The following is a 14,141-nucleotide window of genomic DNA, read 5'->3' on the forward strand; positions in this document are numbered from 1 at the left end:
TACCAATTGTATAATTTTTAAAAGATTGAGATGTTATTGGTTAATTATTGTTTAATTACCAATGTTAAACAATCAAGAAAAAAGCGGGAAAATATCCCGCTTTTATCACGATTATCGGCGTAAGCCAAGCTTGTCAACTAGGTTACGGTAACGTGTTACATCCTTATTACGTAAGTACGTTAATAAGTTACGACGTTGACCAACCATTTTTAGAAGACCACGACGTGAGTGATGATCCTTCTTATGAGTACGTAAATGCTCATTCAATGTGTTGATTTGCTCTGTAAGGATAGCAACCTGAACTTCTGGAGAACCAGTATCAGTATCATGCGTCTTGAATTCTGCAATTAATTCATTTTTACGCTCTTGTGTTAAAGCCATCCTATTCACCTCCCTTTTTTAAATCTCCGATTCCCTAGCAAACGTCGGTGACTCGATCTGCCAAGAAACGGATCTGTACATTTAAGTACAAGGAATACTATACATTCTTTTATAGGAGAATGCAAGTTTATTCTATTAGGAAGGTAATAACTTCATTGCCTTTTCTTTATCAAGGCTAATTTGTTTTACAAGATCATCAAGGCTCGGGAATTTTTGTTCGTCTCTAATATGAAAAAACCATGTTAGTTCGACTTCTTCGCCATAAATATCTTCATTAAAAGAAAATAGATGCACTTCAATCACTGGCTCATCTGCTTCTTTATGAAATGTAGGTTTGTAACCGATGTTACAAACACCAGAAACCTCTCTGTCTCTCACTTTTAACATCACTGCATAAACGCCAGTTTTCGGAATGATATTATTTTCAATCGGTTTAATATTAGCTGTAGGAAAACCTATCGTTCTACCACGCTTTTCGCCGTCAATAACCGTTCCTCTTAATGAGTATGGCTCACCTAGTAACTTTGTAACATTTTCAACTTCTCCAGCTTCGAGCAATGCTCTAATTCTCGTAGAGCTAACTTTCTGATTATCCGCTTCTAATTTTTCAACAATTGAGGACTTTAATTTACCTCGGGAGTGAAAAGGCAATGTCTCCATTGTCCCTTTTCCAAGAGCGCCATACGTGAAATCAAACCCTGCAACTGCATGAATTACATTTAGTCCAATTAAATACTGATCAACAAATTCTTGAGGTGTCAATTCTGCAAAATCACGTGTGAACTTAACCACATAGAGCGTATCGACACCTAAATTTCTAATCTTTTCAATTTTATCTAGTAATGGCGTTATGTACTTCATTTCCCCTTCTTGCTTTCGAAGTACTTCTTTAGGGTGTGGATTAAAAGTCATAACTGACGTAGTTGTCCCCGTCTGTTTAGCTATTTCAATTGCCTTGTTAATAACAGCTTGATGACCTTTATGAACCCCGTCGAAAAAACCTAAAGCCATCACCGTTGAATTACGCTTTAACGTATTAATATCAATGGGATGCTGTAAAAAAATCGTCTCCATGAAACAATCCCCTTTTCATCAACTATTTCCTAAGTCGCCTCACCTGTCCAAAACATTTTCTCAGGTTTAACAAATCCCTCTTTCTCTGGGTGGCGTTTATAGACAGCTAAACATTCTCCTTCTTCATTATAAACGGTAAATCGAAATTCTTCTAACCCTTTCTTCACCTGCAAGACGGAACCATTTTTCACAAGCTTTTCTGTCCCTTTGTCAACAACTGTTTTAGGTAAGAAATTTACAGCCGTATCAAATGGTAATAAAGTCTCATGTAACGTGCTATTCTCTTTCCTCACTTCCAACTCTTCAAAAGTCAAACTTTCGTTTAATTGATAGGGACCCGAAGATGTTCGGACTAAATCTGACATATGAGCAGGATAACCAAGCTTCTTACCTATATCCACCGCTAAAGTCCTAACATATGTCCCTTTACTACAATTCACACGAAAGCGAAAGGATGCTCTTCCATTTAAATACGTAATTTCGTCTGACAGTAACTCTATTTCATGAATCGTAATATTACGTCTAGGGCGTTCCACTTCTTTACCAGCACGAGCATACTCATATAATTTTTTGCCATTAACTTTTACAGCTGAATACATCGGCGGAATTTGAATACTATCTCCGACAAATAAATGAAGCAATTCTTTGATAAAATCTGTACTCCATCTTTCTTCTACCTTTTTGCTCTCTACTATTTCTCCACTTGAATCCTCTGTTGACGTAGAAAGGCCAATTGTTACTTCTCCAACATATTCTTTCGAATATCCTGACATATACTCAACGACTTTTGTTGCCTTTCCTATACATAGTGGGAGGACCCCATTTACATCTGGATCTAACGTTCCTGTATGTCCGACCTTTTTAGTTTGAAATAGACGTCTTGCTTTCATCACACAATCATGCGAAGTCATACCTCTAGGTTTATGTAAAATTAAAATACCACTCGGATTCATTTTTTCCTCCGTATTAACATAATTTTTATAAAAGGATTAAGCCCTTTTTTATAAGTAAGCCATAATTAACTCTTTATCTCAAGTAAGAGTTAATTTTTTTGCATCTGCTTCTTTCTAAACCCCTTCAAACTTACCGCCATTTAGTAAATAGAGAAAAGGATAGGAGAACAAGCCTCCTATCCTAACCTTTATCTTTGGTTTCTATTTAAATCCTGTAACAAGGTTTCAATACGATTTCCATATTCAATCGACTCATCAAATTCAAAGAAAATATCTGGCGTCTTACGAAGGCGAATTCGTTTTCCAATCTCTGAGCGAATAAAACCTTTCGCTTTTGATAGAGCCTGTAGTGTTGCTTCTTTTTGCTCATCGCTACCAAGCACTGTAATAAAGACCTTTGCTTGTTGAAGATCTCCAGTAACATCTACTCCTGTCACTGTAACGAAGCTAACACGAGGATCTTTAATTTCTCGCATAATGATATCGCTTAGTTCTTTTTTCATTTGTTCACCTACACGGTGTGCACGAACATTACTCATTTCTTTCACCTCTGCTCTTTACATTACAGCCATTCAAAATCTGTAACCGTTCTTTCCGCCTCTGGCTGACTGTCAATTAACGCAAGTGCTTTTTGCAATTCTCGCTCACAAACAGTACGATCGTTTGATACAGTGACCATCGTTAACTCAGCGCGCTGCCATGTATTATGGTGATCAGTTTCTGCAACCGAAATGTTAAAGCGCTGTTTCAATCTAGTGTGTAAGCTCTTTAAGACGGAGCGCTTTTCTTTTAAGGACTGAGCATCATAAATGAGCAGTTCGAGGCGAACGAACCCTATAATCATTTACGCTCAATTTCCTCCATAACATACGCTTCAATGACATCGCCTTCTTTAATGTCATTGTAATTTTCAAGTGTAATACCACACTCATAGCCAGCCGCTACTTCTTTAGCATCGTCTTTAAAGCGTTTAAGGGCATTAATTGAACCTTCATAAACAACAATTCCATCACGAATTAAACGGACAGTAGAATCTCTAGTAATCTTACCTTCTGTCACATAAGCACCAGCGATTGTTCCTACTTTTGATACTTTAAATGTTGTTCTTACTTCAACTTGACCAATTACTTTTTCCTCGAATTCAGGGTCAAGCATCCCCTTCATAGCTGCTTCAATTTCATCGATTGCGTTATAAATAACACGATGCAGACGAACATCGACTTTCTCAGCTTCTGCCGTACGCTTAGCATTTACATCTGGTCGAACGTTAAAGCCAATGATGATCGCATTAGAAGCAGATGCAAGCATAACATCATATTCCGTTATTGCGCCAACACCGGTATGAATGATGTTAACTTTTACACCTTCAACATCAATTTTCTCTAATGATCCACGCATTGCTTCAACTGAACCTTGTACGTCTGCTTTAATAATGATATTAATATCTTTAACTTCACCTTGTTGAATTTGATTAAAGAGATCATCCAAGCTAACCTTAGAATTTTCAGCTAGGTTTTCTTCGCGCTGACGTGATGAGCGAGCCTCACCAATTTGACGTGCTTTTTTCTCATCAGCAAATGCTTGGAATTGATCCCCTGCTAGAGGAACTTCATTTAGTCCCGTAATCTCAACTGGTGTAGAAGGGCCAACTTCTTTTACGCGGCGACCAAGATCATTTACCATCGCACGAACACGGCCAAATGACGAACCAACAACAATTGGGTCACCAACTTTTAATGTTCCTGCTTGAACTAAAAGAGTTGCAACAGCTCCCCGACCCTTATCAAGTTCTGCTTCAATAACTGTACCACGAGCTAACTTATCTGGATTTGCTTTTAACTCTTCCACCTCTGATACAAGAAGAATCATTTCCAGTAGTTCATCAATACCCGTTCCTGCTAGAGCTGAAACATTAACAAAAATTGTGTCTCCTCCCCATGCTTCTGGGACAAGTTCAAATTCTGTTAATTCCTGCATGACACGGTCTGGATTAGCTGCCTCTTTATCAATTTTATTCACAGCAACAATAATTGGTACCCCAGCAGCTTTAGCATGGCTAATTGCTTCTTTTGTTTGAGGCATAACACCATCATCCGCAGCTACAACTAAAATTGTAATATCTGTTACTTGAGCTCCACGCGCACGCATTGTTGTAAATGCTGCGTGTCCAGGTGTATCAAGGAATGTGATTTTCTTGCCATTTGATTCAATTTGATACGCACCAATATGCTGCGTAATCCCTCCAGCTTCTCCTTCAGTCACTTTCGTGTGTCGGATTGAATCAAGTAACGTTGTTTTACCATGGTCAACGTGACCCATAATTGTTACAACAGGAGGTCTCTCTTGTAAGTCTTCCTCTTTATCTTCATCAACATAACTTTCGAAATCCATTTCATCGATAACAATTTCTTCCTCAACCTCGACGCCGTAATCACCAGCAATCAGTTCAATTGAGTCCTTATCTAATTCTTGGTTAATGGTAGCCATTACTCCAAGGAACATTAATTTCTTAATTAATTCAGATGGTTCCTTATGTAACTTCTTAGCTAATTCGCCAACTGTTAATGATCCCGAATATGTGACTTTTTCCGGAAGTGGTTTAGGCTTAGGTGTCTCTTGACGTTGTTGCCCCCCACGTTGTTGTTGTTGTTTATTTCCACGGTTTTGTTGACCTTTTTTATTATTGTTTGAAGGTTTATTACGTTTCACATCAACTTTATCTTTTTTAGGAGGACGATTTTGGTTTGCTTCTGTCTTTTTCGTTTCTGTAGCAACATTCGAAGCAGTTTTCGTACTTCCCTCAAGTGTCTGCATCATCTTTTCATCGATGACAGACATATGATTGGCAACGTTGAAACCTGAGTTATTTAATTGATCAATAATTTCTTTACTAGCTACATCCTTTTCTTTGGCATACTCATATATTCGCATTTTTTTCATATTCATACCTCCAGAATCATTGGTCAAGTAATGCGGTCATCTTCTTTGCAAATCCATCATCTGTTACACCAATGACGACTCTCTCCGCTTTTCCGATAGCTTGCCCAAGCGTTGCACGATCAGACGTAATTCGTACCGGTATATTGTAATGGCCGCATTTGTCCAATACTTTTTTCTTTGTTTGTTCAGCAGCATCAGAAGATAACAAAACCAACTTCACCGTTTTTCTTCTTACCTCTTTTAAAACGAGCTCTTCCCCAGTTACTAACTTTCTTGCTCGTGCTGCTAATCCCAGTAATGATATCCACTTTTCAATCATTTGCGACTCCGCTTACTTGCTTCTTGTAATTCATCATAGATTTCAGGATCTACTTTTACTTGTAAGTGTCTAGACAAGACATCTTTTTTCTTTGCTAATTCAAAGCTTTCATCATTATTGCTAATGTAAGCTCCCCTTCCGTTCTTTTTTCCAGTTAGGTCAACTGATACTTCCCCTTCTGGTGAACGGACAATGCGAATTAACTCTTGTTTAGGTTTCATTTCATTTGTGACAATACACTTGCGAAGAGGAACTTTTCGTTGTTTCACTTGCTCCATCCCCTTTTTATTCTTCTTCAGACGATACAAAAACATCTTCAGGAGAGAGACCTGTTAATAACTCATCATCATCGTTTAATAAACCAAGCTCTCTTGCATCTGATTCACTCTTAATATCAATTTTCCAGCCTGTTAATTTAGCAGCTAACCTAGCATTTTGGCCTCTTTTTCCAATCGCTAATGACAGTTGGTAGTCAGGCACAATTACTTGTGTCATTTTCTCTTCTTCATTAACATTAACCTTTAATACTTTAGAAGGGCTTAATGCATTTGCTACATATTCAACAGGGTCCTCTGACCATCGAACAATATCAATTTTTTCACCTTTAAGCTCATTTACGATTGTTTGGACTCTCTGACCCCTTGGACCAACACATGCCCCTACAGGATCTACTTCAGGGTTATCGACATGTACAGCAATTTTCGAACGATCTCCTGCTTCACGAGAAACCGATTTGATTTCAACCGTACCATCATAGATTTCTGGAACTTCTAGTTCGAATAGACGCTTTAGGAGCCCAGGATGCGTTCTTGAAATTAAGATCTGAGGTCCTTTAGTTGTTTTTTCAACCTTTGTAATATAGGCTTTAATTCGATCATTATGCTTATAAGTTTCGTTTGGCATTTGTTCGCTTAAAGGAAGTAACGCTTCTACTTTACCTAAGTCCACATAAATAAAGCGGTGGTCTTGACGCTGAACAATTCCTGTCATAATATCTTCTTCACGGTCGATGAAATCAGAGTAAATAATTCCTCTTTCTGCCTCACGAACACGTTGAGTAACAACTTGTTTAGCTGTTTGAGCAGCAATCCGTCCAAAATCTTTCGGTGTGACTTCAATTTCGACTACATCGTCAACCTCATAACTTGGATTGATTTTCTGTGCTTCATCTAAGGAAATCTCCAACCTAGCGTCAAAAACTTCCTCTACGACTGTCTTTCTTGCAAATACACGAATGCTTCCATTGTCTCTATTCACATCAACACGAACATTCTGTACTTGATTAAAGTTTCGTTTATATCCAGAAATTAAAGCAGCTTCAATTGCTTCAATAATAATTTCTTTCTTGATACCTTTTTCTCTTTCTAATGTTGCCAATGCATCCATAAATTCGCTATTCATGGATCTCATTTCCCCCTTTCATATACGAAGACTATAGTCTGTATTAAAAAATAATTGCTAACCTAGCGTTTGCTACTTTGTCATATGGAATAGAATACACTTTTTTCCGTGTTTTAATTTTCACTTCTACTTCTAATTGATTGCCGTCAAACGCTATTAACTTACCTTCAAAAACTTTTTCACCTTCAATTGGTTCATATGTTGAAACATGAACATTTTTCCCAACAGCTTTCACCAAATCTTTTTCTTTCTTCAGAGGCCTTTCAGCACCTGGTGAAGAAACCTCAAGAAAATATGCTTGCTGTATAGGATCTAATTCATCCAGTTTTTCGCTTAACTTTTCACTTACTTGACCACAGTCTTCAAGGTCAACGCCTGTTTCTGAGTCAATAAAAACACGTAAAAACCAATTAGGTCCTTCCTTTTTAAACTCAACATCCACTAATTCTAGATTCAATTCATCTAGAATAGGTGTTACTAGCTCACTAGTTGTTTCTGTTACTTTCTTGCTCATCTATACCCTCCTCGCTTGCATGAAATCATTATATGAATTTTAGCTTCTGTTAACTTTTAGCTTTGTCTTCAATAAATTATCGTTTAAAGTAGAGTGAACAAACGAAAGAGTGGGTTTCCCCCACTCTTTTTGTTTACCATATTCTAAGTATTACCATAAACACAATACCATACTCTTCTATTCATTGCAAGGAAGCAGGCAATCGTACCCATCTTTAAACGGTGCTATTTAGAACAGTTTCATCCTTTAAACTTACCTCAGTATTAAAATAATGAAAGCTGGTTTGAATCAGGCATCCCCTCTAAACAACCATGCTCATCTAAATGCTCTAAAACGGTTTTCGTCAGTTTCGCTCGTTGTTGTAAGTCCTCTTTTGATAAGAACTCGCCGTTTTCTCTTGATTTGGCAATATTTAAGGCTGCATTTGTTCCTACCCCTGTCATTGCATTAAATGGGGGCAACAATGACTGACCTTCTACAATAAATTCTGTAGCACTCGAACGGTATAGGTCTACTTTTTGGAAAGAGAAGCCCCTTTCACACATCTCTAATGCTAACTCAAGCACAGTTAGAACGGCTTTCTCTTTCGGTGCAGCATCTAACCCTTTCGCATTAATTTCTTGAATCTTTGCTTTAATAGAAGCTGAGCCTTTAATCATCGTATCAAGGTCAAAATCATCAGCTCGAACCGTGAAATATGATGCATAGTAAAGAATTGGATGATGAACTTTAAAATAAGCAATTCTTACTGCCATTAACACATAAGCAGCTGCGTGGGCTTTAGGGAACATGTACTTAATCTTCAAGCAAGATCCGATGTACCAATCAGGGACATCGTGTTGCTTCATTTCTTCTATCCATTCTGGAGGTAATCCTTTCCCTTTACGGACGGACTCCATTATTTTAAAAGCTAGTGATGGTTCTAATCCCTTGTAGATTAAGTAAACCATAATATCATCACGACAACCAATTACATCTTTTAATTCACATGTACCGTTGTATATTAATTCGTTAGCATTGTTAAGCCATACATCCGTTCCGTGTGATAATCCAGAAATCTGAACCAACTCTGAAAACGTACTTGGTTTGGTTTCTTCAAGCATTTGACGAACAAACCTAGTTCCAAATTCAGGAATCCCTAATGTCCCTGTCTTACACATAATTTGTTCCTCATCAACCCCTAATACATCGGGTCCACTAAAGATTTTCATGACCTCTGGATCATCTGTAGGGATTGTTTTAGGGTCAATACCACTTAAATCTTGGAGCATACGAATAACAGTCGGATCATCGTGTCCTAAAATATCAAGCTTCAATAGATTGTCATGAATGGAATGGAAGTCAAAGTGTGTCGTTTTCCATTCTGAATTTTTATCGTCAGCTGGAAATTGAATCGGACTGAAATCATGAATATCCATATAATCTGGAACAACAATGATCCCCCAGGATGCTGACCTGTTGTACGCTTAACACCTGTACACCCCGAAACTAAACGATCAATTTCCGCACCACGCATCTGAAGGTTATGATCGTTCTGATACCCTTTTACATAGCCATAAGCTGTCTTTTCAGCGACTGTACCAATTGTTCCTGCTCGATACACATATTCTTCACCAAATAGCTCTTTAGTGTAGTGATGAGCTCGCGGCTGATACTCACCAGAGAAGTTTAAATCGATATCCGGAACCTTGTCTCCTTTAAAGCCTAAAAACGTTTCAAACGGTATATCTTGACCGTCTTTCACATAAGCCGTTCCACATTCTGGACAATCTTTGTCTGGCAAGTCAAAACCTGAACCAACGGATCCGTCATTAAAGAAATAAGAATGATGACAATTCGGGCAAACATAATGCGGTGGTAATGGATTCACCTCTGTAATTTCAGTCAAGGTCGCCACAAGAGAAGATCCAACTGATCCACGTGAACCAACAAGATACCCATCAATTAATGATTTCTTAACGAGTTTGTGTGAGATCAAATAAATAACCGCAAATCCATGTCCAATAATACTTTTTAATTCCTTTTCAATTCTGGCTTCTACAATTTCCGGTAATTCCTCTCCATAAATGCTTCGAGCTCGGTTATAACTCATTTGTCTAACCTCATCGTCTGCGCCTTCAATTTTAGGCGTATATAGATCGTCCGGAATTGGATGAACCTCATCAATTAGATCAGCGACTTTTTGTGTATTAGTGACAACGAGTTCCTTCGCTTTTTCACTTCCTAGGAAACTGAAAGCTTCAAGCATTTCATCTGTTGTTCGGAAATGAACTTCTGGTAGAGTTTGTTTATTTAATGGATTTGCTCCCCCTTGAGAAGCAATTAGTATTTTTCGATAGACATAATCTTCTTTATGAAGATAATGAGCATTTCCCGTTGCAACAACCGGCTTACCAAGTTTTTCACCTAACTTCACAATATTTGAAACAATCTCTTGCAAGGCCTCATCATTTTTCACTAATTCTTTTTCGATTAAATGTTGATAGTTCGCTAACGGCTGAACTTCTATATAATCATAAAACTTAGCTATCTCCTCTACTTCTTCCGGAGATTTTTGCATCATTCCTTCAAAAACTTCCCCTTTATCACAAGCAGAACCGATTAGTAGCCCTTCTCGATACTTTTGTAATTGTGACCTTGGTATTCTAGGTGTTCGGAAGAAATAATCAACATGTGACATTGAAACGAGTTTATATAAATTTTTCAAACCTTTTTGTGTTTGCGTTAAAATTGTACAATGAGCCGGACGTTGTCGATGAAAATTCCCTTGACCCATATGCTCATTAAGTTGATCGTGATATTCAATTTCACGTTCGTTCGCATCTTTCACCATTTTCCACAATAAGTAACCAGTTGCTTCAGCATCATAGATTGCTCTATGATGACTTACAAGCTCAATATCAAACTTTTTACATAACGTATTTAAACGATGATTTTTCAATTCGGGGTAAAGAAACCGACCTAGCTCGAGTGTATCAATGACTGGATTACCCGCTTCCCCCAGACCAATTTTTTGGTATCCTACATTAATAAATCCCATATCAAAACTAGCATTATGAGCAACCAAAATTGCACCGCCTGTCCATTCTTTGAATTTCCGAAGAACATCGGCAACTTCTGGCTGTCCTTTCACCATATCATCAGTTATGCCTGTTAATTCGATAATTGTATTCGTTAACGGTTCATGGGGATCTGCAAAAGATTCAAATCGATCAATGATTTCTCCACCTTTAATCTTAACAGCCGCAAGCTCGATAATCGTATTATATACAGCAGATAACCCTGTCGTTTCTACATCAAATACAACATATTCGTCTTCCATTAGTAAACGGTGGGCTTCATTATATGCAATCGGAACACCATCATCGACAACATTGGCTTCAAGTCCATAAAGAACTTTTATTCCATGTTTTTTACCAGCAGAGTACGCTTCTGGAAAAGCTTGAACAACACCATGATCTGTAATTGCAACCGCAGGATGACCCCATTTAGCAGCTTGTTCAACATATCTGCCGGCAGAGACAATCCCATCCATTTGACTCATAGTTGTATGCATATGAAGCTCAACTCGTTTTTCCCCATCTTCTGCTCGGTCTGTCCTCTCCACCGGGCTAAGCTGATTCACATCATTTCCAATCATCACAAGGTCCCGAACAAATGTATCGTTTTGAATACCTCCACGTACTTTGACCCACATACCTTTTTTAATCGCTTGAAGCAAAGGAATGTCTTCTTTGTCTCTTGAAAACATCTTAATTAAAATAGAATCGGTGTAGTCCGTGATTTTAAAAGTTAGCAACGTTCTACCACTTCGAAGCTCCCTGGTTTCTGCGTCGAACACATAACCTTGTACCGTAACACGACGTTCCTCATCAACAATTGCTTCAAGAGGCATTGGTTCATCCTTTATTGGATACCCAATCACCAATGGCTTGCCACTTAATTCATTTTCAGTTTGCTTTTCTTGTTTCTTCTTCTCTAGAATTGCTTCCACTACTTTTGAATGGTCTTCTTCATTTCTTTTTTCAACAAATTTCTCAAATTCTTGCTTAGATTCTTTGATATCTGTATCAATTTTAATAAGGGGCAAACTTAAAGACGTTACAGCTTGTTGAAAAGGCTCAGAAAGTTTCCGTTTCAAAGCAACCGCTTCTGTTTCATTCCTGACCTCAATTACCAACCTTTTTCCGTCAAATGAAGGAGTTTGTTTAGTTAATAATTCTTTAATCCCATTAGAAATGGCATGCAATCTCGAAATAATCGATGGCCAATAATCAATCCAATGCGACTCTGATACTTCAATTGTTCCATAATGAAATGTAAATGAAACAGCAGCTATATGTTCAAAGGTAATTCTTAAGCGCTCCGAAAACAATTCATATATAGCGGCTGGCACGATAACAGGAACATCTATATGAAAATGCCAAGCTCTCTTTTCTTTTGAGATCACTAATTTCTTTATCTTAGCTTCTTGGAAGTGAGCTTGAACAGCTTGTTCAGGCATTTGTAACTGTTGGAGAAGCAATTGGAGTCGCTCTTTTCTGAGCTGCTCATCTTGTGACATATGTGTATTCCTCCCCAATATAATATTTCTCTATTGTAAAACGAATGGTCATGAAAGAAAAGAGAGAGGTTGTCACAGATCATACCTTTGACCTTTGACAACCTCGAAGAGCAAATACGTAAACGCAGCAAATCTTTTTAATAATAACCTTTTTATATGAAGCGGCGCTCGTAATTGCTCTAACAATATATAATTAGCTTAATTCAGTAAAAATCTGTGTTAATTTCTCAACCAATTCAGATACGTGAACTTCTAACATTTCGCCTGTTTTACGTAACTTTACTTCGACAATTCCTTCTGATGCTTTCTTTCCAACAGCAACCCGGACAGGAAGACCGATCAAATCTGAATCTTTGAATTTAACACCAGCACGTTCAGGACGATCATCATACAAAACTTCAAAACGTTCTTTTACAAGAGTTTCATATAAATCCTCACTTAATTTCTTTTGGTCTTCATCTTTTACATTTATTGCTATTAGGTGAAGATCAAATGGAGCAACAGATACTGGCCAGACGATTCCATTTTCGTCATGATTTTGTTCAATGATTGCAGCAATCGTTCTTGTTACACCAATTCCGTAACAACCCATTATCATCGTTTGTGATTTTCCATTCTCATCAAGATATTTCGCCCCAAGAGCTTCGCTATATTTCGTTCCAAGTTTAAATACATGTCCAACTTCGATGCCCATAGCAAACTTAATTGTTCCTTGGCCATCTGGAGAAGGATCACCTTCTTGGATTAATCGCAAATCTTCAAAACGGCTTACTTCAAAATCGCGGCCTGGATTTACATTTCTAAAATGCTTGTCCTTTTCATTTGCACCACAAATACCGTTTACAATTGCTTCAACTGCTTTATCTGCAATAATCGTTACTTTGTCAGATACTCCAACTGGTCCAATAAATCCAGTTTCACAATTTAATACTTTTGCTGTTTCCTCAGGACTAGCAAGTTCTACAGTAGCTTTATTAAAAGCATTACGAACTTTGATTTCATTCACTTCATGATCACCACGTACTAACACTAAGACCGGGTCTTCATTTACAATAAATAAAAGCGATTTGATAGTCGATTCAGCTTTAACTTGAAGAAATTCTGAAAGTTCAGCGATCGTTCTAGTGTTCGGTGTATCTACTAATTCTCGTTCTTTTATAGCTTCATCTGATTTGATGTAGTCACAAACAACTGGTGCAATCTCAACATTTGCTGCAAAACCAGATTGATCCGAATAAGCAATTGTATCTTCCCCTATATCACTAAGCACCATAAATTCATGTGTGTCTGTCCCACCAATTGCACCAGAATCTGCCTCTACCGCACGAAAATCAAGTTGGCAACGCGAGAAGATATTTTGATAAGCTTGATACATTGCTTGATAACTTTTATCTAACCCTTCTTGTGAAGTATCAAAAGAGTAAGCATCCTTCATGATAAACTCACGAGATCTTAAAACACCAAAACGAGGTCTGCGTTCATCTCGGTATTTAGTCTGAATTTGATAAAGATTTATTGGCAATTTTTTATATGTTTGCACTTCATCTCTTACAAGCGTCGTGATAACCTCTTCATGAGTAGCGCCGAGAACAAAATCACGACCATGACGATCCTTTAATCTCATTAACTCAGGTCCGTAATCTCCTAAACGTCCCGACTCTTCCCAGAGTTCCGCAGGCTGGATAGCAGGTAAGAAAACTTCTTGCCCACCTGCTGAATCCATTTCATCTCGGATAATTGCCTCTACTTTCCTAAGAACCTTTTTTCCTAATGGCAGGTAAGAGTAGATACCTGAAGCTGTTTGTCTGATGAATCCAGCTCGTAGCATCAGTTGATGACTTTTAATTTCAGCATCAGCTGGTATATCTCTTAATGTTGGTGTTAAATAAGTCCGTTGTCTCATATAAAATTCCTTTCCCAATCTACTTTTCATTTAAATATCAAGATACCACTTCTTTTAAAAAACGACTGTTGTATCTCTTGCATAAATAATGA

Annotated in this window: 11 protein-coding genes and 1 pseudogene; all 12 read right to left on the minus strand. The window is 37.8% G+C overall.

The genetic code is table 11. The features are described 5' to 3' along the window. Positions 1 to 111: 111 nt before the first annotated feature. Positions 112 to 381, minus strand: a complete 270-nt coding sequence (rpsO, locus tag BkAM31D_RS13285) for a 30S ribosomal protein S15 (protein WP_012959342.1) — start codon at positions 379 to 381, stop codon at positions 112 to 114. Between the two features lie 135 nt (positions 382 to 516). Further along, positions 517 to 1,455: a bifunctional riboflavin kinase/FAD synthetase gene (ribF, locus tag BkAM31D_RS13290; RefSeq protein WP_066150114.1), complete on the minus strand. Its 939-nt coding sequence runs from the start codon at positions 1,453 to 1,455 to the stop codon at positions 517 to 519. Positions 1,456 to 1,484: 29 nt separating this feature from the next. Further along, positions 1,485 to 2,408, minus strand: a complete 924-nt coding sequence (gene truB, locus BkAM31D_RS13295) for a tRNA pseudouridine(55) synthase TruB (protein ID WP_066150117.1) — start codon at positions 2,406 to 2,408, stop codon at positions 1,485 to 1,487. 188 nt (positions 2,409 to 2,596) lie between these two features. Then, positions 2,597 to 2,947: a 30S ribosome-binding factor RbfA gene (gene rbfA, locus BkAM31D_RS13300; protein ID WP_066150120.1), complete on the minus strand. Its 351-nt coding sequence runs from the start codon at positions 2,945 to 2,947 to the stop codon at positions 2,597 to 2,599. A 23-nt stretch (positions 2,948 to 2,970) separates the two neighbouring features. After that, positions 2,971 to 3,249: a DUF503 domain-containing protein gene (locus BkAM31D_RS13305; RefSeq protein WP_066151096.1), complete on the minus strand. Its 279-nt coding sequence runs from the start codon at positions 3,247 to 3,249 to the stop codon at positions 2,971 to 2,973. Next, the gene (infB, locus tag BkAM31D_RS13310) at positions 3,249 to 5,348 is read right to left on the minus strand and encodes a translation initiation factor IF-2 (RefSeq protein WP_066150123.1); all 2,100 of its coding nucleotides are present in this window, start codon (positions 5,346 to 5,348) and stop codon (positions 3,249 to 3,251) included. Before infB ends, BkAM31D_RS13305 begins: the two co-directional genes overlap by 1 nt. Positions 5,349 to 5,364: 16 nt before the next feature. After that, the gene (locus BkAM31D_RS13315) at positions 5,365 to 5,667 is read right to left on the minus strand and encodes a YlxQ family RNA-binding protein (RefSeq protein WP_066150126.1); all 303 of its coding nucleotides are present in this window, start codon (positions 5,665 to 5,667) and stop codon (positions 5,365 to 5,367) included. Next, the gene (gene rnpM, locus BkAM31D_RS13320; RefSeq protein WP_066150130.1) at positions 5,664 to 5,936 is read right to left on the minus strand and encodes an RNase P modulator RnpM; all 273 of its coding nucleotides are present in this window, start codon (positions 5,934 to 5,936) and stop codon (positions 5,664 to 5,666) included. The genes BkAM31D_RS13315 and rnpM overlap by 4 nt, the downstream gene beginning before the upstream one ends. A 16-nt stretch (positions 5,937 to 5,952) precedes the next feature. After that, complete coding sequence (gene nusA / locus BkAM31D_RS13325; protein ID WP_066150133.1) at positions 5,953 to 7,068, minus strand: transcription termination factor NusA; 1,116 nt, start codon at positions 7,066 to 7,068, stop codon at positions 5,953 to 5,955. A gap of 43 nt (positions 7,069 to 7,111) precedes the next feature. Continuing rightward, positions 7,112 to 7,582, minus strand: coding sequence for a ribosome maturation factor RimP (gene rimP / locus BkAM31D_RS13330; RefSeq protein WP_066150135.1), 471 nt, complete (start codon positions 7,580 to 7,582; stop codon positions 7,112 to 7,114). Positions 7,583 to 7,845: 263 nt separating this feature from the next. Further along, positions 7,846 to 12,146, minus strand: a pseudogene (locus tag BkAM31D_RS13335) (PolC-type DNA polymerase III). 193 nt (positions 12,147 to 12,339) lie between these two features. Next, entirely contained in the window at positions 12,340 to 14,049 is a 1,710-nt protein-coding gene (locus tag BkAM31D_RS13340) for a proline--tRNA ligase (RefSeq protein ID WP_066150140.1), read from the minus strand. Positions 14,050 to 14,141 lie beyond the last annotated feature (92 nt).

The sequence above is a fragment of the Halalkalibacter krulwichiae genome (assembly GCF_002109385.1).
Lineage (GTDB): Bacteria > Bacillota > Bacilli > Bacillales > Bacillaceae_D > Halalkalibacter > Halalkalibacter krulwichiae.

What these genes read in the sequence shown, in the direction of transcription:
- rpsO (WP_012959342.1), bottom strand. Translation starts at nt 381, where the DNA reads ATGGCTTTAACACAAGAGCGTAAAAATGAATTAATTGCAGAATTCAAG.
- ribF (WP_066150114.1), bottom strand. Translation starts at nt 1,455, where the DNA reads ATGGAGACGATTTTTTTACAGCATCCCATTGATATTAATACGTTAAAG.
- truB (WP_066150117.1), bottom strand. Translation starts at nt 2,408, where the DNA reads ATGAATCCGAGTGGTATTTTAATTTTACATAAACCTAGAGGTATGACT.
- rbfA (WP_066150120.1), bottom strand. Translation starts at nt 2,947, where the DNA reads ATGAGTAATGTTCGTGCACACCGTGTAGGTGAACAAATGAAAAAAGAA.
- infB (WP_066150123.1), bottom strand. Translation starts at nt 5,348, where the DNA reads ATGAAAAAAATGCGAATATATGAGTATGCCAAAGAAAAGGATGTAGCT.
- BkAM31D_RS13315 (WP_066150126.1), bottom strand. Translation starts at nt 5,667, where the DNA reads ATGATTGAAAAGTGGATATCATTACTGGGATTAGCAGCACGAGCAAGA.
- nusA (WP_066150133.1), bottom strand. Translation starts at nt 7,068, where the DNA reads ATGAATAGCGAATTTATGGATGCATTGGCAACATTAGAAAGAGAAAAA.
- rimP (WP_066150135.1), bottom strand. Translation starts at nt 7,582, where the DNA reads ATGAGCAAGAAAGTAACAGAAACAACTAGTGAGCTAGTAACACCTATT.
- BkAM31D_RS13340 (WP_066150140.1), bottom strand. Translation starts at nt 14,049, where the DNA reads ATGAGACAACGGACTTATTTAACACCAACATTAAGAGATATACCAGCT.